This window comes from Virgibacillus necropolis (genome assembly GCF_002224365.1).
In the GTDB taxonomy this organism is placed as follows: Bacteria; Bacillota; Bacilli; order Bacillales; family Amphibacillaceae; genus Virgibacillus_F; species Virgibacillus_F necropolis.
The window spans coordinates 3,005,125-3,029,528 of record NZ_CP022437.1 but is presented as its reverse complement, the minus strand read 5'-3'; the positions used below and the strand labels follow the sequence as shown (position 1 = coordinate 3,029,528).

At 41.2% G+C, this 24,404-nt stretch carries 18 protein-coding genes and 3 rRNA genes; 15 read left to right on the top strand and 6 right to left on the bottom strand.

The window, feature by feature from the left end:
• Positions 1–96: 96 nt before the first annotated feature.
• The 7 genes from CFK40_RS14455 (at position 97) to sspO (ending at position 7,222) form a co-directional block, all read left to right on the top strand.
• Entirely contained in the window at positions 97–951 is an 855-nt protein-coding gene (locus CFK40_RS14455) for a MurR/RpiR family transcriptional regulator (RefSeq protein WP_089533026.1), read from the top strand.
• Positions 952–1,003: 52 nt separating this feature from the next.
• The gene (locus CFK40_RS14450; protein WP_089533024.1) at positions 1,004–1,957 is read left to right on the top strand and encodes a sugar kinase; all 954 of its coding nucleotides are present in this window, start codon (positions 1,004–1,006) and stop codon (positions 1,955–1,957) included.
• Between the two features lie 14 nt (positions 1,958–1,971).
• Positions 1,972–2,607 carry a bifunctional 4-hydroxy-2-oxoglutarate aldolase/2-dehydro-3-deoxy-phosphogluconate aldolase gene (locus CFK40_RS14445; RefSeq protein WP_089533023.1) on the top strand — a complete coding sequence of 212 codons (636 nt, stop codon included), beginning with the start codon at positions 1,972–1,974 and terminating at the stop codon, positions 2,605–2,607.
• Positions 2,608–2,612: 5 nt separating this feature from the next.
• Positions 2,613–3,761, top strand: coding sequence for a galactonate dehydratase (gene dgoD, locus CFK40_RS14440; RefSeq protein WP_089533021.1), 1,149 nt, complete (start codon positions 2,613–2,615; stop codon positions 3,759–3,761).
• A gap of 116 nt (positions 3,762–3,877) precedes the next feature.
• Positions 3,878–5,236, top strand: coding sequence for a GntP family permease (locus CFK40_RS14435; RefSeq protein ID WP_089533019.1), 1,359 nt, complete (start codon positions 3,878–3,880; stop codon positions 5,234–5,236).
• 261 nt (positions 5,237–5,497) lie between these two features.
• Positions 5,498–6,799, top strand: a complete 1,302-nt coding sequence (gene rpoN, locus CFK40_RS14430) for an RNA polymerase factor sigma-54 (protein ID WP_089533018.1) — start codon at positions 5,498–5,500, stop codon at positions 6,797–6,799.
• A gap of 267 nt (positions 6,800–7,066) precedes the next feature.
• Positions 7,067–7,222 (top strand): small acid-soluble spore protein SspO, encoded by a 156-nt coding sequence (sspO, locus tag CFK40_RS14425; protein WP_089533016.1) that lies wholly within the window; start codon positions 7,067–7,069, stop codon positions 7,220–7,222.
• Between the two features lie 240 nt (positions 7,223–7,462).
• Here sspO and CFK40_RS20795 read toward each other — a convergent pair whose 3' ends face one another.
• The gene (locus CFK40_RS20795) at positions 7,463–7,681 is read right to left on the bottom strand and encodes a hypothetical protein (protein ID WP_152640136.1); all 219 of its coding nucleotides are present in this window, start codon (positions 7,679–7,681) and stop codon (positions 7,463–7,465) included.
• Between the two features lie 206 nt (positions 7,682–7,887).
• On the opposite strand from CFK40_RS20795, the gene CFK40_RS14420 reads away from it, so the two are divergent.
• The 6 genes from CFK40_RS14420 to CFK40_RS14395 all read left to right on the top strand — a co-directional run bounded on the left by CFK40_RS14420 (position 7,888) and on the right by CFK40_RS14395 (position 16,593).
• Positions 7,888–8,487: a pyroglutamyl-peptidase I gene (locus CFK40_RS14420; RefSeq protein WP_089533015.1), complete on the top strand. Its 600-nt coding sequence runs from the start codon at positions 7,888–7,890 to the stop codon at positions 8,485–8,487.
• Between the two features lie 699 nt (positions 8,488–9,186).
• Positions 9,187–10,752 (top strand): 16S ribosomal RNA (locus CFK40_RS14415).
• Positions 10,753–11,063: 311 nt separating this feature from the next.
• Positions 11,064–13,985: ribosomal RNA gene (locus tag CFK40_RS14410) — 23S ribosomal RNA — on the top strand.
• Positions 13,986–14,060: 75 nt separating this feature from the next.
• Positions 14,061–14,176: ribosomal RNA gene (rrf, locus tag CFK40_RS14405) — 5S ribosomal RNA — on the top strand.
• Together the 16S, 23S and 5S rRNA genes form the textbook arrangement of a ribosomal RNA operon.
• Before the next feature lie 193 nt (positions 14,177–14,369).
• Positions 14,370–15,815: a DEAD/DEAH box helicase gene (locus CFK40_RS14400; protein WP_089533013.1), complete on the top strand. Its 1,446-nt coding sequence runs from the start codon at positions 14,370–14,372 to the stop codon at positions 15,813–15,815.
• A gap of 505 nt (positions 15,816–16,320) precedes the next feature.
• Complete coding sequence (locus CFK40_RS14395; RefSeq protein ID WP_089533011.1) at positions 16,321–16,593, top strand: spore morphogenesis/germination protein YwcE; 273 nt, start codon at positions 16,321–16,323, stop codon at positions 16,591–16,593.
• Positions 16,594–16,795: 202 nt separating this feature from the next.
• Here the strand turns inward: CFK40_RS14395 and CFK40_RS14390 are convergent, their stop codons facing one another.
• The 5 genes from CFK40_RS14390 to qoxA are packed head-to-tail and all read right to left on the bottom strand — an operon-like array spanning position 16,796 to position 20,906.
• Positions 16,796–17,008 carry a cytochrome C oxidase subunit IV family protein gene (locus CFK40_RS14390; RefSeq protein ID WP_089533009.1) on the bottom strand — a complete coding sequence of 71 codons (213 nt, stop codon included), beginning with the start codon at positions 17,006–17,008 and terminating at the stop codon, positions 16,796–16,798.
• 24 nt (positions 17,009–17,032) lie between these two features.
• A complete protein-coding gene (gene qoxD / locus CFK40_RS14385; RefSeq protein ID WP_089533007.1) occupies positions 17,033–17,404 on the bottom strand; it encodes a cytochrome aa3 quinol oxidase subunit IV in 372 nt (123 codons plus the stop codon).
• Position 17,405: 1 nt separating this feature from the next.
• Positions 17,406–18,011: a cytochrome aa3 quinol oxidase subunit III gene (gene qoxC / locus CFK40_RS14380; RefSeq protein ID WP_089533005.1), complete on the bottom strand. Its 606-nt coding sequence runs from the start codon at positions 18,009–18,011 to the stop codon at positions 17,406–17,408.
• Positions 18,004–19,950 (bottom strand): cytochrome aa3 quinol oxidase subunit I, encoded by a 1,947-nt coding sequence (gene qoxB / locus CFK40_RS14375; protein WP_089533003.1) that lies wholly within the window; start codon positions 19,948–19,950, stop codon positions 18,004–18,006. The genes qoxC and qoxB overlap by 8 nt, the downstream gene beginning before the upstream one ends.
• Positions 19,951–19,970: 20 nt before the next feature.
• Positions 19,971–20,906 carry a cytochrome aa3 quinol oxidase subunit II gene (qoxA, locus tag CFK40_RS14370; RefSeq protein ID WP_319417992.1) on the bottom strand — a complete coding sequence of 312 codons (936 nt, stop codon included), beginning with the start codon at positions 20,904–20,906 and terminating at the stop codon, positions 19,971–19,973.
• Between the two features lie 378 nt (positions 20,907–21,284).
• Between qoxA and CFK40_RS14365 the strand changes: the two genes are divergently transcribed.
• Positions 21,285–22,967, top strand: coding sequence for a sigma-54 interaction domain-containing protein (locus tag CFK40_RS14365; protein ID WP_089533000.1), 1,683 nt, complete (start codon positions 21,285–21,287; stop codon positions 22,965–22,967).
• A gap of 268 nt (positions 22,968–23,235) precedes the next feature.
• The gene (locus tag CFK40_RS14360; RefSeq protein ID WP_089532998.1) at positions 23,236–24,384 is read left to right on the top strand and encodes an acyl-CoA dehydrogenase family protein; all 1,149 of its coding nucleotides are present in this window, start codon (positions 23,236–23,238) and stop codon (positions 24,382–24,384) included.
• Positions 24,385–24,404 lie beyond the last annotated feature (20 nt).

The window sequence follows — 24,404 nt, the reverse complement described above, 5'->3', positions numbered from 1 at the left end:
TGTAAGTATATCAAATTTTTTTTCATATGCAATGTTGAAAAAAGATTTTTTTTCTTGTATAGTTATTTTATAATTTCAAAATCAAGGAGCTGGCCAATGAATAACAGGCATAAACATGGTTTAGCAAGCATTCGAGGTAACTATGGAAAATTCAGTGACAAAGAAAAGAAAATTGCGGACTATATTTTACATAATCCCCAAAATATTATTCATCATACGATTAATCAGGTGGCAGATGAGTTAAATGTAGCCGAGTCCACCGTATTTCGTTTTTGTCAGCGAATTGGTTTTAAGGGGTATCAAGCGTTAAAAATTGCGTTAGCGGCAGATATTGTAACACCAATGAAGGATATACATGAAAAAATTAACGAAGAGGACAGTATAGGAACAGTTTCAGAAAAAATATTCCGTTCTAATATTAAAACAATTGAAGATACGATGCATATTCTGGATGGCGCTATATTTGAACAAGCTGTCGAAGCAATTTTAGAAGCGGGTAGAGTAGAATTCTTTGGAAACGGTGGTTCAGCGCTCATAGCAATGGATGCGTATCACAAATTTATCCGAAGTGGTCTTCAAGTAAGCTCTAACCTTGAATCACACATGCAGCTAATGTCAGCTTCACAATTAACGGATAAAGATGTCGCAATATTAATCTCTCATTCTGGATCAACAAAGGATATGCTGGATGTTTTGCAAATTTTAAAGGAAAGAGGAGTCAAAACGATTAGTATTACGAATTTTGCTAAATCTCCATTAACAAAAGATGCGGATATTTCGCTGTATACCGTTGCAGAAGAAACTGATTTTCGTTCAGAAGCAATGTCATCAAGGTTTGCACAGCTCAGTATTGTTGATGCGCTTTATACCAATGTAATGATTGCAAACAAAGAAAAAGGGAGAGAAGCTTTGCAAAATATGCGAGAGGCAATTTCGTTGAAACGGTTGTAGATGTAAACGTTTTATTGTGCTTGAAGCACAATACGAGAAAGGAGGAGAAAATATGGATGTTGTTACACTCGGGGAAACGATGGTTTTGTTTACCACTAAAACGACAGGACTCATGCGGTATTCTGGTGATTTTTCAACAAAAATTGCTGGTGCTGAGTCGAATGTAGCAATTGGACTGACCAGGCTGGGTCATCAAGCTGGTTGGATTAGTCGGCTTGGAGATGATGAATTCGGCGAAAGAATCCTATCCTTCATTCGGGGTGAAGGCATCGACGTCAGCCAGGTTATGTTTGATGACGTTGCGTCGACAGGTCTTTATTTTAAGGAAAAACTGTCGCCCGATGAAGTAAAGGTGAAGTATTATCGGAATGATTCGGCGGCGAGCCAGATGTTAGCTCATGATTTAGATGAAACTTATATCGCAAGTGCAAAGTTTCTGCATGTGACAGGGATCACTCCTGCGCTTAGTAAGGACTGTTATGAAACCGTTTTAACAGCTATTGACTACGCAAAAAGAAACGGTGTGACCGTTGTTTTCGACCCTAATCTCCGGCGCAAGTTATGGACCGAGAGCCAGGCGAGAAAAGTTCTTCGTGAGTTGTCGGCGATGGCTGACATCGTTTTACCGGGGATTGATGAAGCAGAATTCGTATTCGGTAGATCGGATCCTGAAACATTGGCTCAAGCGTTTTATGATAACGGTGCATCAACGGTGATTATGAAGCTTGGAAAAAAAGGCGCTTACGTTTTATCCGATAAGACTTCAAGTTTTGTGGAAGGGTTTTCAGTTGAACATATAGTAGATCCAGTTGGAGCTGGTGATGGTTTTGCGGCAGGTTGTTTGTCGGGCTTAGTTGATGGACTTGATTTGATAGAAGCAGTCAGACGTGGCAATGCTGTTGGTGCAATGGTGACGATGGCCGATGGCGATGTCGAAGGATTACCCGACAAAAAAAGACTTACTCATTTTATGAACAATACTCATCAAGATGATGTTGAGAGATAGGGAGGTTGTTACATATGGTAGATACATTTCAGCGAATAAAGGAACACAAGTTGGTCGCCGTCATACGTGGTGCAAAAGGTGAAGAGGTTTTATCTATTGCACGTGCACTTCATAAAGGCGGGATATATATTTTAGAAATTACAGCAGATACGCCGAAAGTGGACGTTTTAATTAGAAATCTAAACCAGGAATTTGGCGATCAAATGATTGTTGGTGCTGGTACCGTACTTGATCCAGAAACGGCTAGAACGGCGATCATGGCAGGTGCCCGATTTATTTTTTCACCAACTGTTAACGTTGAAACGATTCGATTAACGAAACGCTATGGTGTTGTAAGTATTCCCGGTGCCTTAACTCCAACAGAAATTTTAACTGCTTATGAACATGGAGCAGACCTAATTAAGGTTTTTCCTGCTGGTATTATGGGCCCAAGTTATCTAAAGGATATCCATGGACCTTTACCTCACATTCCTTTGATGCCGACAGGTGGCGTTGATTTGTCCAACGTAAGGCAATATTTCGAAAATGGAGCTGTTGCTGCCGGTCTTGGTAGTGCGCTCGTTAACACAAAACAATTAATCAATCCAGATGCATTAAAAGGAATCACTGAAAAAGCACAACAGTTTGTAGAAGCGATAAAGGATGTGTAACCGTTATGAAAATTACCGATTTTAAACTTTATAAAGTACCACCGCGCTGGTTATTTTTGAAAATCGAAACAGATGAAGGAGTCATTGGTTGGGGTGAGCCGGTTATTGAAGGGCGCGCGCACACGGTGGAAGCATGTGTTACGGAATTGATGGATTACTTAATCGGCAAGGACCCACGAAATATTGAAGATCATTTTCAAGTCTTGTATCGTGGTGGATTTTATCGTGGAGGCCCAATTTTAATGAGCGCAATTTCCGGAATTGAGCAAGCGCTTTGGGATATTAAAGGGAAATATTACAATATGCCCGTTTATGAGATGCTTGGCGGTGCAGTTCGGGACACTATTCAGGTTTATTCATGGATTGGCGGTGATCGTCCACAAGATGTCGGCGCAGCTGCAAAGGAAAAGGCCAATGCTGGTTTTACAGCGATCAAGATGAACGGGACCGAGGAAATGAATTACATCGACAGCTACACAAAGGTGGATGCTGCTGTTAATCGGGTCGCAGCTATTCGGGATGCTGTTGGCAATGATTTTGGCATTGGCATTGATTTTCATGGCCGTGTACACAAAGCGATGGCTAAGATTCTTGTGAAAGAGCTTGAACCTTTCCGGCCAATGTTTATTGAAGAGCCTGTCCTTGTTGAAAACCTTGAGGCATTCAGGGAAATCGCCAATCACACGACAACACCGATTGCTACAGGTGAACGTAACTATACACGCTGGGGTTTCAAACAAATGTTGATGGACGGCGTCGTTGATATTATTCAGCCTGATCTGTCTCACGCTGGCGGTATCCTGGAGGCGAAAAAAATCGCGGCGATGGCTGAAACGTTTGATGTAGCGGTTGCGCCACACGCACCACTTGGGCCTATTAATCTAGCAGCTTCACTCCAGCTTGATGCGTGTACACCAAACTGCATTATTCAGGAGCAAAGTCTTGGTATTCATTACAACAAAGGCAGTGATTTATTAGATTACCTTGTTGACAAAGCGGTATTCGAATACGAATCAGGTTCAGTTAAAATGCCGAAAGGAGCTGGTCTTGGCATCGAAATAAACGAAGATCGTATCAAGGAAGCAACAAAAGTTAGTCACCAATGGAAAAATCCTATCTGGCGGAACAAGGACGGTACAGTAGCGGAATGGTAAGGGGAATTTATTATAAAAATCCGTTGCTTTAAGGATTGTACACAATGTATTGAAAATGATTTTATCACAGAAAAGAAAATGTTCATTGTACAAACAAATGGAGGAGGAGAATTTAAATGTCTACAATAGGGTTAATTTTACTTGCCGTTTTCGGTGTCGCGTTATTGTTATTTCTTGTTATACGAATGAATCTTCAGGCGTTTCTTGCATTAATTGTCGTCAGTTATATTATTGGCCTAATGGCGGGAATGAGCCCAGCGGAAATTTTTGAAGCCGTGCAGGCTGGTATGGGTGGAACAGTAGGTGAGATCGCTGTCATCATCGGTATCGGTGCCATGTTTGGCGAGATACTGAAGGCTTCTGGAGGTGCCGAGCGATTGGCACTTACGCTAATGAACAAGTTTGGCGAAAAAAATGTAAACTGGGCGCTTGTTTTAACCGGTTTTATTATTTCTATTCCTGTGTTTCTTGATGTTGCTTTTGTTATATTAGTGCCGATTTTATATAGCCTGGCACAAAAAACAGGAAAGTCATTGCTTCATTTCGGTATTCCGTTACTAGCTGGTTTAGCGGTCACACATAGTTTCGTGCCACCGACACCTGGACCGATCGCTGTTGCTTCATTACTAGGTGCCAACCTCGGTTGGGTTATTTTGTTTGGTCTAATTGCTGGAATTCCTGCTGCTATTATTGCTGGTCCAATTTTTGGTACGTATATTGGTAAAAAGATCCATGTTGAAGTCCCGAAATTAATGATGCAAAACATGGCGGAAGAAGCGAGAGGGAAGCAATATGATAAAGAACTGCCTAGTTTTGGCATGATTGCATCCCTTATTTTACTGCCTCTATTTCTTATTTTATTAAACACATTTGCGGGTGTAATGCTTGCTGAGGATAGTACACTGAGAACAATTGTTACATTTATCGGTAACCCTGGAGTCGCATTAACGATTACTGCACTGTTAACCTTTTATTTGCTGGGCACACGACGCGGTTATTCTAAAGAAGAGATTCAGGAAATCGCAACGAAATCGCTTGAGCCTGCAGGTATTATCATTTTGATTACTGGTGCGGGTGGAGTTTTCGGCCAAGTGTTGGTTGAAACTGGAATCGGGGATGTGTTGGCTAATTCGATGGCCGATCTAAACATACCAGTCCTCGTGTTTGCTTTCCTTGTTGCTGCAGCAATTCGTATTGCACAAGGTTCAGCCACGGTTGCGATGATTACTGCGGCCAGTTTAATCACACCGGTAATCGGTACGCTTGGTATCGAGGGTCCGATGCTTGCGTTACTTGTTATCTCCATTGCTTCAGGGGCAACCATTGCGTCTCATGTTAATGATTCAGGTTTTTGGATGGTTAGCCGTTTCTTCGGAATGTCTGAGAAAGATACACTGAAATCCTGGACAGTTATGGAAACGATCATTGCTTTGGTCGGTTTTGGGATGACGCTGATTATGAGTATATTTATCTAGTGAAAACTGATTATGTGAATAATATCTTTTTAAACACACATATATTTTTCTGATTTGCGTTTACTGCTTTTTCCATTCAATTATTAAAAATAGTTGTCCCTTTCGAAAAGAGGGCAGCTATTTTTTTGTTGCTTTCTACATGTAGAAAAGTTATATTCTTAAAATAATTTAGTTATTTCATCGATTATTTTATGAATTCATATTATAATATAATTGTAAGCGGATTCAAAATTACAGGAAGCTTCACATGGGGGGAACAAAATGGAACTTGTACTTCAACAGAAGCAAACGCTTAATCTTAAGATGACAACCGAATTAAGACAAGCAATCCAACTATTGCAGTATTCAACGTATGAATTATATCAATTTATACAGGAACAACAATTAGAGAATCCTTTAATAGAGTTAAAAGAAAAAGTTCCCGATAGCTTTTATACAAATAAAATAAACAAGGCTGTACATACAGATCCACTTGATTTTATAGCAACTAATGATAAAGGCATGCGGGAACATTTAATTGAACAAACGCAGTGGCTTTCTATTAATGAAAAGGAGAAGAAATTAATACATTACTTGATCCTTAATTTAGATGAAAATGGATATTTACCATTACAAGTAGATGTCATTGCAACGGAGCTCTGTCTTAATGAAAAGCAAGTCAACAAAGGTATTAAGTTACTCCAACAATTAGAGCCAGTGGGAGTCGGCGCCAGAAACTTAAAGGAATGTTTATTATTACAGGTGAAATTCTATTATCCTGAGAAAGCCCAGCTTGCGTGTGTAATCGAGGAATATTTAGACCTTCTTGCAAACAAAAAGTGGAATGAGATTGCGAGCCATATGAATATAACTTTATCAGAAGTGAAGGTAATCCATGATCTTATTCAGAATCTTGATCCAAAACCATGTACGAGTATCTCGAACTCCCGTGCGGATTATTTAAATCCAGATATAATTGTAGAACAAAAAGGGGACGGGTACGTTGCCTATTTGAACGACGCTTATTTACCTGAAATTCGTGTCAGCAGCCAATACACCGATTTCAAAACAGGCAACAATGAACTATCAACCTATATCCAAGGCCACTTCAAAAGCTACCAGTGGCTACTTAGTAGTATTGAACAACGCAGGTCAACTATTTTAAAGGTCGTAAATGTTATTTTAAGAAGACAACATAACTTTTTCATGAATGGATTCACTGAACTTCAACCACTTACATTGAAGGAAGTTGCTGACGAAATCGAGATGCATGAGTCTACTGTAAGCAGGGCTACAATGAACAAGGTAATTCAAACCCCAGGAGGGTCTTTTGATATTCGCAAGTTGTTTAATTCAAAATTGTCGTCAGATGATGGTAATCACGCATCGCAGGCAAAAGTCAAACTATTGTTAAAGGATTTTGTTGAAAAAGAAAGTAAACAAAAACCATTTTCTGATCAAAAGATAGCTTATTATTTTAAAACGAAAAAAGGAATTAGCATTTCAAGAAGAACGGTTGCTAAATATCGAGAGGAATTAAAAATCCCTTCCTCAAGTAAACGGAAAGAGATCGATTTAGGGTAGTATCAATCGTATCTTGAGGGGAGTTAGAATAGAATGAATCAATTTGTATCCCCAAAAAAGATCTATCATGAGGAATGATCTCTTACTGAGTTAGCGGATATTTTAAAGGACTTAGAGGTCAAAAAGGTTTTTGTCTTAACAGATCCTATGCTAAAAAAACTTGGCGTTATTGACCATGAAGTGGTTTAACTTTTAAGCATGGTAAAAACCAAACATACGGATAATGAATGTTAATTAAGGCAAAATAACCGTATGGAGGTGCTTTAGATGAGCAAAAATAAGAAGAATAAAATAAATGGTGGAGTTAGTGATGAACAAGCTGTAAGGGGTAACTTGTCAAAGAAATTTGATCATGAATTTGCTAATGAACCACTAACACCAGCCGAAAAGTTTAATAATAAAAAAACAAAAAAACGACAGTAAGAAGCTTGCGAAATACAAATAAGTAGAAAAAGAAATAATCCAGCTATAACATACAAGTATCAACTTTGTATGTTATGGCTTACTCTTTGACGCCGCGTTTTTAAACAGATAATAACAATAGTTAGAAAAACTTGGCATTCGCCAAGCCTTTGGGCGAATGACTTAGTTGCATTTATGCAGATAAGAAAGGTTGTCCCAAAATCAATCTCTGGCACAACCTTTTCACTGCTGCTTAAGCTACTATTTGTTTTGATCCCGGTTTCTTTTATTTTGTTTGTTGTCTAAGTTAAGAAAATCGCTATTATTTTCATTTTCATTAGCAAACTCAACATCTGCTGCTTGCTTATTATGTCTTGTCCTGTTGTTCTGTCTGCCCTTATCTTTATTGCGATTTTTATTTTCCTCTGACATTAAAAGACCTCCTACTTTTTTATAAGTGAAACTTAACTTCTTTGCCAAGTTAAACTCACTCCTATTATCTTGTTCATTTTTTAGAAATTAAATCAAAAAATGTTAGTAATTCTTTTTGTACATACAGTTAATTTAAGGAACAGCGCAAGGTCAGTAGTGAAAAATAAAAAGGATGAGAAATAGATTTATTTAACACATGATGAAAATTAGATATACTATAGTAGAAGGTAGTACTAAAAGAGAGGGAGAGAGGCTTGAAAAAGTTATTATTAACAGGATTCGAACCGTTTTTAGACTTTCCAGTAAATCCCACAGCAAAAATAGTAGAAGAATTAGATGGTTCTACGCTAAACGGTTATGAAATCGTGAGTAAGGTATTAACCGTAGACTTTTCAAAAAGCGGGAAGCAATTACTTGATGAAATAAAGAATGTACAACCAGATGCCTTGATCTCCTTAGGATTAGCGGGTGGTCGCTATAAGGTCACACCTGAAAGGATTGCTATTAACTGTAATGATGGGGAATCAGACAATAAAGGTCATGTACCAAACGGAGAAGCAATTTTTGAGAACGGACAAGATGGTTTATTCTCCACGCTGCCGTTAGACAAGATGGTGGAAAGATTAGTGAGGTCAGGTTTGCCAGCAGAGATATCAAACACCGCTGGAACGTACCTATGTAATAATGTCATGTATCACGGATTATATCATTTCCAAAAAGAAAATCTTTCAGTTCCATCAGGTTTTATCCATATCCCAGCTTCACATGATCTCGCTTTAAAACATAAAGGTATTCCTAGCTGGTCTAATGATGATTTGATAAAGGCAGTTCGAACATGCATCGAATGTTTGTGAGGGGGAAATCTTTGATCGAATGTTTCAAGTCATTCCCGAATAGGATATCCGGTAGTTCTAATTCGCATCATACCCGCTTCGCCAAGTTTAATAGAAACAATAGAACTAGTATTACTTTTCTTAGGTTTAGTAAAAGGTGAGATGGGAAGATACATAAAAGAACAGCTTATATTTTCGGGTTAGCTGCTGCTCATAGGTAGCTTGTTTCTTTTTCGTTGGTTCACTCAGCTAGATAGAGTAGAAGAGTATGAGGGATTCTTACTTGACTAATCTATAAGTGGCTTATTCAATAAATGCATAAATAGTATTGACTTCATGTCTTAGAAGTAGTAATATTATTTTTGCTGCTAAAAAAACAGTGCTGATTGCCAGCGCTGGTAGCGAAAGAGAAAACAATTAGAAGTTGTTTTCCAGATTTATAGAAATATAATTTTGTAGTAGACAATCGGTATAGGAAATGTTATAGTTAATAGGTTGTCGAAAAAAACAGCAAGAAACTTACTTTTGCATTAACAATAGGAATCAAGAAACTTTCTGTTGACATTAACAATAGTAATATGGTAGATTAATAAAGTCGCTTTTTTGAAAAGCGTACTGAAATTCGATCCTTGAAAACTGAACAAAACAACCAAGTGTGTAAGTAACGAAACAAAGCTAAGACAATTGATAAAATCGATTGGTGTCGATTTTATTCAAACTTTTTTGGAGAGTTTGATCTTGGCTCAGGACGAACGCTGGCGGCGTGCCTAATACATGCAAGTCGAGCGCGGGAAGCAAGCAATCACCCTTCGGGGTGTGAGCTTGTGGAACGAGCGGCGGACGGGTGAGTAACACGTGGGCAACCTACCTGTAAGATTGGGATAACCCCGGGAAACCGGAGCTAATACCGAATAATACTTTTTATCACATGGTAGAAAGTTGAAAGGCGGCTTTTGCTGTCACTTACAGATGGGCCCGCGGCGCATTAGCTAGTTGGTGGGGTAATGGCCTACCAAGGCGACGATGCGTAGCCGACCTGAGAGGGTGATCGGCCACACTGGGACTGAGACACGGCCCAGACTCCTACGGGAGGCAGCAGTAGGGAATCTTCCGCAATGGACGAAAGTCTGACGGAGCAACGCCGCGTGAGTGATGAAGGTTTTCGGATCGTAAAACTCTGTTGTTAGGGAAGAACAAGTATCGTTCGAATAGGGCGGTACCATGACGGTACCTAACCAGAAAGCCCCGGCTAACTACGTGCCAGCAGCCGCGGTAATACGTAGGGGGCAAGCGTTGTCCGGAATTATTGGGCGTAAAGCGCTCGCAGGCGGTCTTTTAAGTCTGATGTGAAAGCCCACGGCTTAACCGTGGAGGGTCATTGGAAACTGGAGGACTTGAGTACAGAAGAGGAGAGTGGAATTCCACGTGTAGCGGTGAAATGCGTAGAGATGTGGAGGAACACCAGTGGCGAAGGCGACTCTCTGGTCTGTAACTGACGCTGAGGAGCGAAAGCGTGGGGAGCGAACAGGATTAGATACCCTGGTAGTCCACGCCGTAAACGATGAGTGCTAGGTGTTAGGGGGTTTCCGCCCCTTAGTGCTGAAGTTAACGCATTAAGCACTCCGCCTGGGGAGTACGGCCGCAAGGCTGAAACTCAAAAGAATTGACGGGGGCCCGCACAAGCGGTGGAGCATGTGGTTTAATTCGAAGCAACGCGAAGAACCTTACCAGGTCTTGACATCCTCTGATAGCGATAGAGATATCGTGTTCCCTTCGGGGACAGAGTGACAGGTGGTGCATGGTTGTCGTCAGCTCGTGTCGTGAGATGTTGGGTTAAGTCCCGCAACGAGCGCAACCCTTGATCTTAGTTGCCAGCATTCGGTTGGGCACTCTAAGGTGACTGCCGGTGACAAACCGGAGGAAGGTGGGGATGACGTCAAATCATCATGCCCCTTATGACCTGGGCTACACACGTGCTACAATGGATGGAACAAAGGGACGCGAAGCCGCGAGGTGTAGCAAATCCCATAAAACCATTCTCAGTTCGGATTGTAGGCTGCAACTCGCCTACATGAAGCCGGAATCGCTAGTAATCGCGGATCAGCATGCCGCGGTGAATACGTTCCCGGGCCTTGTACACACCGCCCGTCACACCACGAGAGTTGGCAACACCCGAAGTCGGTGAGGTAACCTTTATGGAGCTAGCCGCCGAAGGTGGGGCCAATGATTGGGGTGAAGTCGTAACAAGGTAGCCGTATCGGAAGGTGCGGCTGGATCACCTCCTTTCTAAGGAATATAAAAAAGCGAAAACGACCGTTTAGCGGCGTACGGATAGATAAGCTCTTGAAAATCTCCCTGCACTTTGGGAGATTGAAAAGAGATTAACTATACGCTAGCTGCTGGGAGTTGTAGCTGGATTATTAACGGAAAATCGGTGACGCTTGTCGTCATCGATAAGACCTGCCATTGGTAGGCCTTGCATACATGGTTGTTTGTTCAGTTTTGAGGGATGCGAATCTCTCTTTTTGCACCTTGAAAACTAAATAAGAGCAAGATAGACAACGACATCAAAAACGTAAGTTCTTAATCATAAAGATAGTTAAGTGAAGAAGAGCGCACGGTGAATGCCTTGGCACTAGGAGCCGATGAAGGACGGGACTAACACCGATATGCCTCGGGGAGTCGTAAGTAGACTTTGATCCGAGGATTTCCGAATGGGGAAACCCACTGTTCGTAATGGAGCAGTACGCGTATCTGAATACATAGGATACGCGAGGCAGACCCGGGGAACTGAAACATCTCATTACCCGGAGGAAGAGAAAGCAAATGCGATTTCCTGAGTAGCGGCGAGCGAAACGGAATCAGCCCAAACCAGAAAGCTTGCTTTCTGGGGTTGTAGGACACTCCATTGGAGTTACAAAGAAATTCTTTAGATGAATCGATCTGGAACGATCAGCCATAGCGGGTAAGAGCCCTGTAATCGAAAAAGAGTTTCCTCCGGAGTGGATCCTGAGTACGGCGGAACACGAGAAATTCCGTCGGAATCTGGGAGGACCATCTCCTAAGGCTAAATACTACCTAGTGACCGATAGTGAACCAGTACCGTGAGGGAAAGGTGAAAAGCACCCCGGAAGGGGAGTGAAAGAGATCCTGAAACCGTGCGCTTACAAGTAGTCGAAGCCCGTTAATGGGTGACGGCGTACCTTTTGTAGAATGGACCGGCGAGTTACGATCGTATGCGAGGTTAAGTGGAAGACACGGAGCCGCAGCGAAAGCGAGTCTGAATAGGGCGAATTAGTATGCGGTCGTAGACCCGAAACCGTGTGATCTACCCATGTCCAGGGTGAAGGTCAGGTAACACTGACTGGAGGCCCGAACCCACGTATGTTGAAAAATGCGGGGATGAGGTGTGGGTAGGGGTGAAATGCCAATCGAACACGGAGATAGCTGGTTCTCTCCGAAATAGCTTTAGGGCTAGCCTCAGGCAGATGCGTACTGGAGGTAGAGCACTGATTGGACTAGGGGCCCTCACCGGGTTACCGAATTCAGTCAAACTCCGAATGCCAGCTACGTAAGCCTGGGAGTCAGACTATGGGTGATAAGGTTCATAGTCGAAAGGGAAACAGCCCAGACCGCCAGCTAAGGTCCCAAAGTATACGTTAAGTGGAAAAGGATGTGGAGTTGCCCAGACAACCAGGATGTTGGCTTAGAAGCAGCCATCATTTAAAGAGTGCGTAATAGCTCACTGGTCGAGTGACTCTGCGCCGAAAATGTACCGGGGCTAAACGTATCACCGAAGCTGCGGATTGTTCTATGAACAATGGTAGGAGAGCGTTCGAAGTGCAGTGAAGTCAGACCGTGAGGACTGGTGGAGCGCTTCGAAGTGAGAATGCCGGTATGAGTAGCGAAAAAAGAGTGAGAATCTCTTTCACCGAAAGCCCAAGGTTTCCTGAGGAAGGCTCGTCCGCTCAGGGTTAGTCGGGACCTAAGCCGAGGCCGACAGGCGTAGGCGATGGACAACAGGTAGATATTCCTGTACCACCTCATGAACGTTTGAACGATGGGGGGACGCAGTAGGATAAGGAATGCGCACGATTGGAAATGTGCGCCCAAGCAGCAAGGGAGTTGGATTGGCAAATCCGTCCAACAATTCTGAGCTGTGATGGGGAGGGAACTAAAGTACCGAAGTTCTGGATTTCACACTGCCAAGAAAAGCCTCTAGTGAGTTCATAGGTGCCCGTACCGCAAACCGACACAGGTAGGCGAGGAGAGAATCCTAAGGTGATCGGGAGAACTCTCGTTAAGGAACTCGGCAAAATGACCCCGTAACTTCGGGAGAAGGGGTGCTCCTTTAAGGAGGAGCCGCAGTGAATAGGCCCAAGCGACTGTTTAGCAAAAACACAGGTCTCTGCGAAGCCGAAAGGCGAAGTATAGGGGCTGACACCTGCCCGGTGCTGGAAGGTTAAGGGGAAAGGTTAGCACCTTCGGGTGCGAAGCTTAGAACCGAAGCCCCAGTAAACGGCGGCCGTAACTATAACGGTCCTAAGGTAGCGAAATTCCTTGTCGGGTAAGTTCCGACCCGCACGAAAGGTGCAACGACTTGGGCACTGTCTCAACGAGAGACCCGGTGAAATTATACTATGCGTGAAGATGCGCATTACCCGCGACAGGACGGAAAGACCCCGTGGAGCTTTACTGTAGCCTGATATTGAATGTTGGTACAGCTTGTACAGGATAGGTGGGAGCCTTGGAAACCGGAGCGCTAGCTTCGGTGGAGGCATCCGTGGGATACCACCCTGGCTGTACGGACCTTCTAACCCAGGACCGTAATCCGGTTCGGAGACAGTGTCAGGCGGGCAGTTTGACTGGGGCGGTCGCCTCCTAAAGAGTAACGGAGGCGCCCAAAGGTTCCCTCAGAATGGTTGGAAATCATTCGTAGAGTGTAAAGGCAGAAGGGAGCTTGACTGCGAGACCTACAAGTCGAGCAGGGACGAAAGTCGGGCTTAGTGATCCGGTGGTTCCGCATGGAAGGGCCATCGCTCAACGGATAAAAGCTACCCCGGGGATAACAGGCTTATCTCCCCCAAGAGTTCACATCGACGGGGAGGTTTGGCACCTCGATGTCGGCTCATCGCATCCTGGGGCTGTAGTCGGTCCCAAGGGTTGGGCTGTTCGCCCATTAAAGCGGTACGCGAGCTGGGTTCAGAACGTCGTGAGACAGTTCGGTCCCTATCCGTCGTGGGCGCTGGAAGTTTGAGAGGAGCTGTCCTTAGTACGAGAGGACCGGGATGGACACACCGCTGGTGTACCAGTTGTTCCGCCAGGAGCATAGCTGGGTAGCTACGTGTGGAAAGGATAAGTGCTGAAAGCATCTAAGCATGAAGCCCCCCTCAAGATGAGACTTCCCATCACTTTCGAGTGAGTAAGATCCCTCAGAGACGATGAGGTTGATAGGTTCGAGGTGGAAGCGTGGTGACACGTGCAGCTGACGAATACTAATCGATCGAGGACTTAACTAACAATTCTTGATGTCACTATTGCGCTCTTATTTAGTTTTTAGGGTATAAAATATACCTTTTTCTTATATGAAATTGTCTGGTAGTAATAGCGGAGAAGTCACACCTGTTCCCATACCGAACACAGTAGTTAAGCTCTCCAGCGCCGATGGTAGTTGGGACTTTGTCCTTGCAAGAGTAGGACGCCGCCAGGCAAATAACAAAAACACCAGGATATGAAATTCTGGTGTTTTTGTTTGGGGAAAATAGATATAACATGACTTTACTAGGAAAGTCACTTTTACCTAACTAAATACGATATAATGAACATGGTCAGATTTTGCATATGATATTTTCTTTAGAGAATCCTATATATAAAGTCGAATAATAAAAAAAAGAGGCTAACACATGAGTGAAATAAATTTTGAAGAATACAATTTAAGCAATGAAATAGGAAGGGCGCTTGGTGTGTTGAAATACGACACGCCTACAGAAGTTCAACGTGAAGTAATACCAAAAGCAATGGAAAATCAAGATCTTGTGGTACAGTCCCAAACAGGAAGTGGTAAGACAGCAGCCTTTGGTATTCCTATTTGTGAAATGATGGAATGGGAAGAAAAAAAGCCACAAACATTAATTCTTACACCAACCCGGGAGCTTGCTGTACAAGTTAGAGAAGATATAACGAATATTGGAAGGTTTAAACGGATTAAAGCTATGGCGGTTTATGGAAAAGAACCATTTGCGAAACAGAAGGAAGAATTGAAACAAAAAACGCATGTAGTTGTTGGTACACCTGGACGTGTGATGGACCATATCGAAAGGGATACTTTAGTTTTAGACCAAATAAAGTACTTAATTATCGATGAAGCTGATGAAATGCTTAATATGGGGTTTATTAGTGAAGTTGAAGCGATTATAAAAAAACTTCCTTCAGATAGGATGACAATGGTATTTTCTGCTACATTGCCGAAAGATGTAGAAAGTCTTTGTCATAAGTATATGAAAGATCCTAGTAATATCGAAATTGCTACTACAGGAGTAACAACAGGTACGATTGACCATCGTGTAATCGAAGTGAAAGACGAAGAAAAAGTTTCTTTGCTTAAAAACGTAACAGTCGTTGAAAACCCAGATAGTTGTATTATTTTTTGCAGGACTAAAGAACATGTTGATACAGTGTTTTCTGAATTGGAGGCAGCTACATATTCCTGTGAAAAACTCCATGGTGGGTTAGAACAAGAGGATCGATTTGCAGTCATGGAGGGATTCAAAATTGGCAATTTCCGTTATCTAGTGGCAACCGATGTGGCTGCCAGAGGAATTGATATTGATAATGTGACACTTGTGATTAACTATGATGTTCCAATGGAAAAAGAGTCCTATGTTCACCGGACTGGAAGAACAGGGCGTGCTGGTAATAAAGGAAAAGCGATTACCTTTGCGACACCTCATGAAGGAAAATTCCTTAAAGCAATTGAAAAATACATTGGCTTTGGGTTATCTACTATGGATGCTCCAACGCGACAAGAAGTTGTTAGCGGAAAAGCCGCTTTTGAAGAAAAACTCAGTGGGCGCCGAGTCGTTAAAAATAATAAAACTGCGCGAATAAATAAAGATATTACGAAACTCCATTTTAGTGGTGGGAAAAAGAAGAAGATCCGAGCTGTAGATTTTGTTGGAACCATTGCTAAAATTCCAGGGGTAACAGCAGACGATATTGGAATTATAAACATCCAAGACAATTTTTCCTATGTTGATATCCTTAATGGAAAAGGCTCATTAGTTATTCAAGCCATGGAAAAAACAACAATCAAAGGAAAGAAGTTGAAAGTTAGCACGGCAGTTAAGTAAATAAATTTTAACATGGACGATTATGGTAGCCATAATCGTCTTTTACATTGGCCGTTTTTTAAAAGTTTGTTGTTATTAAAGGAAAGAGTGTGTGGCTGTATAGGAAAAAGAACGCTTAATAGCAGGAGGCCACTGAAAAAATGGTGGTATTTTAAAAAATTAACTTTTCACCTTAACTTAGCACCCTCGAATATACGGAGACTCCTCGAAAAAGAAAAGCACTTTTTCTTCGTGCGATGCCTTTTCAGGGGAGCATTCCTTATCCTGCGGGAAGCAAGAGATCGTCGAGACCCCGCGGCCTCAATAGCAGGGGATTAATGAAATTGCACTATAATATAATAATGGAAAATGGATAATCTATAAATGTAAACGTCGTTGTCCGACCGTAAGATATCCAAAAAAAACTTACTTGTGAATTTTTTGTGTCATTTTTGTAAATTATCTGTTATACTAATAATATAGAAATCGTTTACATGAACTAATTAACAATTGGAGATGATTTTAAATGGGTATTATAGTGATGTTTATGTTATTGGCAACACTAACTCCATTCTTATTTATTCAATCAAACAAGAAAACGCTAGCTGTTCTCCAGACAGTTATGCTGGTAGGAATGTGGCTGTACTATATTGAAGCACAGTTTCAGACAGCACCAGCAGCATTCTCCATTACATGGTCAATGTTCTATCTGAGTCTCATTCTTGCAGAGGTAGGATGGGTTATGTTTATCATACGAATGGTTAAATCGCCAATAAATAGAACGAAAACAAATTATTAATAAAAACCCCCTTTTTCCTTAGCATTGGAAAAGGGGGTTTTTTTAAGAGCAAAGAAAGTATAAAATTTTGGCGATTATCTGTCTAGCGCAAGCGCCCTAGACACTCGAGACATAAGCAGTTCGCTTCCGCGCGAGCAAAGCACCACACTGCACCGCTCTGCTTATGCTTGTCGTATCTTTCAAGGTGCTTGCGCTTTTCTTATTATTCTTGAGTCTGAACTTGCAATAGTAGCTGTACTGCTTGTATAAAGGTGATAACAGAAATCGCAATAAAAAGTACCTTTGGAAAGGCGCCAGAATATAATGCTCCCCAAAGTGTAAAAGCTGTAAGTAAGATGCAAAGGACAAACCCAATGATAGGCTTCCATATTAAATCAAATTCTTGTTTTTCGTTTGCTTGTTTGTTAAATTCCAAAATGGACACCTACCTATCGTTAATCTATTCATGGTTCATGTGTTCTTGGTGTTGTTCATTCTGTTGATCGTGTTGATTTGGATCACCGCCATGATCATGGCCAAATGACATCGTGAAGAGGGAACCTGCCACGACAATCGCAGCTATTACGAATCCGTGAAACATCATATTCCATGGTGCGTGGCCACCTCCACTTGCTGATTCTGTCATATGCATGAACATGAATAGTTGAATTCCAGCCTGAATGACGGCCAAGACCATAATCCCGATGACAATCCAAGTAACTGGTAGTTCGGATTTTATTGCTGCCCAAGCGGCGATTAGAGTCAGTGTTAGGGACAAAATAAAGCCGATTATGTGCTGAACTGGAATTTTGCTTGAATGTTTCGTTTCCATACTACATCACCATCCCTAGTAAATAAACACCAGTAAAGATGAAGATCCATACAACGTCCAGGAAGTGCCAGTAAAGTCCGATGATAAAAACTTTGCGGCTTGTGACTGGTGTAAGTCCGCGCTTCATCACTTGAATCAGCAAAAGAATTGCCCAACCAATTCCGAGTGTAACGTGTAATCCGTGTGTTCCAGCAAGTACGAAGAAAGCTGACCAGTATGCACTGGATTGGATGGTAGCTCCTTCATGTGTATAATGGATAAACTCCTGGATTTCAAAGCCAAGAAAGCTAAGGCCCAATACCAATGTAATTATTAGCCAAGTGATCAGGCCTTTCTTTGAGCCACGTCGCATTTCATGAATAGCAATTCCACAGGTGAAACTACTTGTCAGTAAAATGAAAGTCATGATGAGCGTTCCTGTTGGTTCAAATAGTTCTCCGGGTAATGGTGCGTCTGCTGTTCGTCCATACAACACTGCATAAGTTGCAAATAGGGTCGAGAATAAAGCAATTTCTGCAGCCAGGAAAATCCAGAAACCAAGAACAGCCAATCGGCCATTTTCTGTTCGATATTCCAATGGACCAGATTTAATATCTTGTTCACTCATCATTTAACCCCCTTGCTGCTCGTTCGGTACGTTTTATTTCATCTACACTTACATAATGACCATCATCATAGTCGAATGAACGAATTCCCATCATGATAATTGTTCCAATCAAACCAATTGCTGCGAGTGTGACCCATTCGAAGACAAGCGCGAAGCTTGCGAAGGCTAATATACCCATCATGATAATTGGCTTTCCAGTGTTGTTCGGCATATGAATAGGTTCTAATTTACTTTCATCAAAGGTTGTTTCGCCTTTTTCTTTCATATCTAACAGTGCATCATATCCAACTTTATCCGGTAGCGTTGCAAAATTGTAATGTGGTACAGGAGCAGCTGTTGCCCACTCGAGTGTTCTGCCATTATTCCAAGCATCGCCAGTTGTTTCGCGTTCACTGTAACGGAAGCTGTAATAGATGTTATAAACAAAGATCGCAAATCCTACACCCATACCAAATGCGCCAATTGTTGAAATGAAATTCAAGGTAAACCATTCTGGTGCGATATAGAAAATTCTTCGTGGCATTCCGTCTAACCCGATAAAGAACTGCGGGAAGAAGCAAACATGGAAGCCAATCAAGAAAAACCAGAAGCTCCATTTACCAATTCGTTCATTTAACTTATGTCCAAACATTTTTGGATACCAGTAGACGAGTCCGGCAAAACAAGCGAATACGGTACCGGCAATTAATACGTAATGGAAGTGGGCTACTAGGAAATAGGAATTATGGAACTGGAAGTCGGCCGCAGCCATTCCTAACATAACACCAGTTACACCACCGATTACGAAGCTTGGTATAAATGCAAGGGACCAAAGCATCGCTACTGAAAATTCAATTTTAGATTTATAGAGTGTTCCGAGCCAGTTAAATATTTTTACACCGGTTGGAACAGCGATTAGCATTGTCGAAATAGAGAATACAGAGTTAACGAATGCGCCAGCTCCCATGGTGAAGAAATGGTGTACCCAAACAAGGAAGCTCAGTCCAGCAATCAGGACAATGGACCAAACCATTGCACTGTATCCAAATAATCGTTTTTTCGCGAAGGTAGCGATAATCTCAGAAAAGATACCAAATGCTGGTAAAATTACAATGTATACTTCCGGATGTCCCCACATCCAAAATAAATTCGTCCACATCATCGGCAGGCCTTCTCCTGTAAGTGTGAAGAACTGTGAACCGAAGATACGGTCAATTGTCATTAGTGCTAAAGCAACTGTCAAAATCGGAAAAGCAAAAATGATAATAAAACATGTTATAAAGGAAGACCACGTGAAAATTGGCATGTGAAACATTTTCATGCTTGGTGCTCGCATTTTCAAAATGGTAACCATTAGGTTAATTCCTGTTGCAAGGGTACCAATACCTGCAAGTTGCAGGCCAAGTAAGTAAAAGTTCTGTCCTGGTCCAGGGCTCATTGCAGCACCAGCAAGCGGGGTATAACTAGTCCAACCTGCATCTGGTGATCCGCCAATGACAAAAGAAATATTAAATAACATTGCCCCGAAGAAAAATGACCAGAAGCTTATTGCGTTCACAAATGGAAATGCGAAATCTCTTGCTCCTATTTGTAATGGAACAATAATGTTCATCAATCCGATTAAGAACGGCATTGCCATAAAGATAATCATTACGGTACCGTGTGTGGTAAAAACTTCATCATAATGTTGCGCATTCAAAAAGTTCATACCTGGAAATGCTAATTGAACTCGCATCATCAGGGCATCCATTCCACCACGGAAGAGCATGGCTAGTGCGCTTAAGATATACATAATTCCAATTTTTTTATGGTCAACGGTTGTTAGCCATTCACGCCATAGCCAGTTCCATTTCTTGAAATAGGTAAGGATGAAGAGAATCGCTGATGTTACAAGGGCGATCGCAACCATTCCACCGTATATCAGTGGTTCACCTGTGACAAAAAATTCATCTAGTTGCATAATTCCACCTGCTTTCCTTGTTAATGTTCGTTGTTGGTTTGTTCGCCATCATTTTCTAAATGCATGTTCGTCTCATATGCTTCTCTGAAACGTTCGATCGTATAATCCATATCTTCTAGTGTTCCATGTTGGACCCAATCACGATGGGTTGATGAAAAGGTGTATCTGTCTACCAGACCGGGTTCAAGCAGTTTATTGTATTTCTTCTGGGTTAAATTTGGTGCAGTCTCTTGTTGTTCACTAACCCATTCGTTGAACTTGTCTCCGCTTTCGGCATAAACCTCAAATGTATGTTCCGTAAAACCTTCTCCGTTAAAGTTGGAGTTTCGGCCATCGTATACACCGGGTTCATCTGCTTGTAAATAAAGTACGGTCTGCATGCCAGCCATATTGTACTTTTGGCCACCTAGTGCCGGAATCCAAAGCGCTGCCATAGAACCAGCGGAAGCTAACCGAAATTCGATTGCCCGGTCGGTAGGAATGTGCAAGTAATTGACTGTTTCAATGTCCTGTTCTGGATAACTGAAGAACCATTTCCAGTTTGCAGCTGTTGCGTACACAACAAGCGGTTCTTTATCACTTGAAGATACAGGCGGTTCCTCTAAATCAAATAGCGTGTTCACTGTTGGAATTGATAATAATGTAACGATTATAATCGGGATAATAATCCAAACCGCTTCTATGGCTTTATTACCATGAAGGTTCGGCTTGTAGCTACTAGCCTTTCGATTAGGGTGGTCACGGTATTTGACAACAATTATCGCAAACGCCGCAAAAACGACGACAATTATCCCAGCCATGTAGATTAGTGAATACAAAATAAGATCTTTTTGGCTCTCTGCTACTGGCCCTTTTGGATCAAACACGACCATTTGTTCACAGCCGCTGAGCAGGACTACCATGCTTAGAAGCAAAAATATAAAGCCTTTCTTGTAATGATGTTTTTTACGATTCAAGAGAATCACTCCCGTCGATTGAAATCTTGTTTTTCCTATTGTAACAAAAGGGGGTATCATTCTAATAGCAATACCATGTCATATAATAAAAAGTTCGTTTTTTTGTTGAAATTCCGCTACATAATGTTCATGGATTGAAAACACAAAAAATTAATACTAATCATGTGAACTTTGTATGACTTAGTAGCTGCTACGAAAGAACCTAATAAATCGTTTACGCAAGCGAAAAATGCCGATTTCTGTTGTATGCAATCCTTAAGATGATTGTCGTAATGTTGTATAATTCATAGTATAATGTAAAAATGTAGGCGTATTCATATTTATCTATTGCAAACGTGTTTAGGGAATTGATTTATAATTCTGAAGGCGGTGAAGATAATGAATTTCAACGATATAGTGGAGAGTATTCCACTTCCAGCTGTTGTTATTAGTAAGGATGAAAAAGTAATTTCTTATAACCATTTGATGGAAGCTAGTTTAGAAGAGGTAATGGAAACAGGGGAAAGCATACGGAATGCTTTTCTTAGATGGGAAACTAATACCAGCTCGGAAATGATTATGGCAGAGTCCGGCAAGAAACGCTTTATTTTTATTGAAGGTTCTTTAACCGGCTCAAGTGACAGACTTTTGATCGGTAAAGAAACATCAGAACTGTCTGCCCTAAAAAACGAAAACAAAGAGTTAAAAAACTTAACACATGAGTTAGATGCTATTATCGAAAGTTCATATGACGGTATTTATATCACAGATACCAAAGGAGTCACATGGAAAACGAACTCAGCTATTGAGAGAATCACCGGTATTCCGAAAGAATATTATATTGGAAAAAGTGTAGACGCTTTGGTTAAAAGGGGTATATTAAAGAAATCTGTTACACATAAGGTAGTGAAGCAGCGGAGAACCGTATCGGTAGTGCAGGATAATTTCGCTGGAAAAGAGATTTTAATAACAGGAACCCCCGTATTTAATGAAGACGGAGTGATTGAAAAGGTTGTAACAAATATTAGAGATTTATCAGACTTGAATGCGTTGCAGACCGAATTAGAGAAAATGAATCAGTTAAATAACAAGTACAAAAAGGAATTAGCTTTGCTAAAAAATAAGCCAGATCGATTAGATGGAATTGTTATTAATAGTGAACATATGAAAATGATTTATAATACTGCCGATCGAATAGTTGATATCGACGCAACTGTATTACTATTGGGAGAAACCGGTGTAGGAAAAGACGTTCTAGGTAAATACATATTTACCAATAGTATGCGGTCTAGGGAAGGGGAGTTTATCAAAATAAATTGCGGTGCCATTCCACCTGACTTATTAGAGTCTGAATTATTCGGCTATGAAAGTGGTGCATTTACTGGCGCTAGTCGCCAAGGTAAGCCTGGAATGTTTGAAATAGCGGATAAAGGGGTTCTTTTTTTAGATGAAATTGGTGAGCTACCGTTACAATTACAGGTGAAATTATTACGAGTCCTTCAAGAAAACGAAATCCAAAGAATTGGTGGAACGAAACCAAAAAAAGTGGATGTTCGAATTATTGCTGCTACGAACCGAAACTTAAAAGAAATGGTAACAAAGGGAGACTTTCGTGAAGATTTATATTATAGACTGAATGTGCTTCCAATTTTTATTCCACCGCTTAAAGACCGTCGTGACGACATCTTACCTTTAATCCAAACCTTTTTAAACCAAGCGAATGAAAAGTACCACATGTCAAAGCTTCTGGATGGCAAGTTGAAAGATTTCCTATTTACCTACGACTGGCCAGGGAATCTACGGGAACTTTCTAATCTTATTGAAAGGTTAGTCGTTATCACTCCTGATGACGCCATAAAAATGGACAATCTCCCTTCTGAATATCGCGAATCCAGTGAAACAATTATAGGCCCATCCTCGATTGTTTCCTTAAAGGAAGCTACAGAAATGGCGGAAGTAAAGGTACTTGGCCTTGCGGTAGAAAAGTATAAAAACACCTATGATATTGCAAAAGCATTAGATTCAAGTCAACCGACAATCGTTAGGAAACTGAAGAAATACAATTTGATGGTAAAAAGGTAATTGCAATTCATAATTGAATCAACAAAATTCAATTATGAATCAGATATATGCGGCATTTTAATCCAAATTGATTTATTTATGAATTATTAGTGATCGTAATTTAAGATAATGTCGAAAACTTCTCGCTCTTGTACAATTTAATTTTCTAATACAAAGCGTAAAGACTGCAGTTTGCAGCCTTTTTTTTATGCTTTTTTAAAAAGTAGAACCTATTTTGGCATGATTGTTGCAATAATAAAAAGAAACATAAAAAGGAAGGGTGTTTTAAATGGCAGTAGCAGTTACTGATGAATTACAGCAAATGAAAAAGATGATTAAAAATTTTGTAGATAAAGAGGTAGAACCTTATGCACAACAAATTGAGGATGAGGATGCGATTCCACAACATTTAGTTGAAAAAGCGAAGGAACTTGGTTTGTTTGGTATGAGTATTCCTGAAGAATATGGCGGCATTGGTCTAAATGCAGTTGGGAAAGCAACGGTATTAGAACAGCTAGGTAGAACACACAATGGTTTTGTTTCTTTAATCAGTGCTCACACCGGAATAGGAAGTACAGGTCTTGTAAAACTTGCCTCTGAACAGCTAAAACAAAAATATCTACCAGACATGGCTGCTGGGAATAAAATAGCAGCATTTGCTTTATCAGAACCGGGCGCTGGATCAGATGCTACAAATTTATCGACACAAGCAGAAAAAGTGGGAGAACAATGGATTGTTAATGGAACAAAACATTTTATCACAAATGCGCCGGTTGCTGATGTGTTTACGGTATTTGCGTTAACAAACAAGGAAAAAGGAGCTAAAGGTGGTATTACTGCATTTTTAATTGAGAAGGATTTTCCAGGACTGATTGTTGGCAAAAAGGATAAAAAGATGGGGTTGCGAGGATCGTATACTGCCCAAGTTATTTTTGACAATTGTGTTGTTCCCGAAGAAAATGTTATCGGTGAAGTTGGCATGGGGTACATGAATGCATTGAAAATTCTTGGTGAAGGCCGGATAGGTCTAGCCGCTAGAGCAGTAGGTTCATGTGATAAACTAATAGAATTATCAGCCAGCTATGCAAAAGAGCGGGTACAGTTTGGAAAGCCGATTGCTAGTAATCAAGGAATCCAGTGGTTGTTAGCTGATATGGCTACAGAAACAGAAGCTGCGCGTACATTGACGATGATGGCTGCAGAAAAGGTTGATGACGGGAAGAAGGTAATTAAAGAAGCATCCATGGCCAAACTATTCGCTTCAGAAGTATTTAATAAAGTAGCTGATAAAGCGGTACAGATTCACGGTGGGATTGGATACATTGCAGAATATCCTGTCGAGCGTTTTTATCGTGATGCAAGAATTACGAAAATTTATGAAGGAACAAACGAAATCCAACGAATGATCATAGCAAGACGAATTCTTGAAGAAAATTAAAATGAAGAACCACTGAACGA

Excerpts from the sequence above, each read along its gene's own strand:
- CFK40_RS14455 (WP_089533026.1), top strand. The coding sequence starts at position 97 with ATGAATAACAGGCATAAACATGGTTTAGCAAGCATTCGAGGTAACTAT.
- CFK40_RS14450 (WP_089533024.1), top strand. The coding sequence starts at position 1,004 with ATGGATGTTGTTACACTCGGGGAAACGATGGTTTTGTTTACCACTAAA.
- CFK40_RS14445 (WP_089533023.1), top strand. The coding sequence starts at position 1,972 with ATGGTAGATACATTTCAGCGAATAAAGGAACACAAGTTGGTCGCCGTC.
- dgoD (WP_089533021.1), top strand. The coding sequence starts at position 2,613 with ATGAAAATTACCGATTTTAAACTTTATAAAGTACCACCGCGCTGGTTA.
- CFK40_RS14435 (WP_089533019.1), top strand. The coding sequence starts at position 3,878 with ATGTCTACAATAGGGTTAATTTTACTTGCCGTTTTCGGTGTCGCGTTA.
- rpoN (WP_089533018.1), top strand. The coding sequence starts at position 5,498 with ATGGAACTTGTACTTCAACAGAAGCAAACGCTTAATCTTAAGATGACA.
- sspO (WP_089533016.1), top strand. The coding sequence starts at position 7,067 with ATGAGCAAAAATAAGAAGAATAAAATAAATGGTGGAGTTAGTGATGAA.
- CFK40_RS14400 (WP_089533013.1), top strand. The coding sequence starts at position 14,370 with ATGAGTGAAATAAATTTTGAAGAATACAATTTAAGCAATGAAATAGGA.
- CFK40_RS14395 (WP_089533011.1), top strand. The coding sequence starts at position 16,321 with ATGGGTATTATAGTGATGTTTATGTTATTGGCAACACTAACTCCATTC.
- qoxD (WP_089533007.1), bottom strand. The coding sequence starts at position 17,404 with ATGGAAACGAAACATTCAAGCAAAATTCCAGTTCAGCACATAATCGGC.
- qoxC (WP_089533005.1), bottom strand. The coding sequence starts at position 18,011 with ATGAGTGAACAAGATATTAAATCTGGTCCATTGGAATATCGAACAGAA.
- qoxB (WP_089533003.1), bottom strand. The coding sequence starts at position 19,950 with ATGCAACTAGATGAATTTTTTGTCACAGGTGAACCACTGATATACGGT.
- CFK40_RS14365 (WP_089533000.1), top strand. The coding sequence starts at position 21,285 with ATGAATTTCAACGATATAGTGGAGAGTATTCCACTTCCAGCTGTTGTT.
- CFK40_RS14360 (WP_089532998.1), top strand. The coding sequence starts at position 23,236 with ATGGCAGTAGCAGTTACTGATGAATTACAGCAAATGAAAAAGATGATT.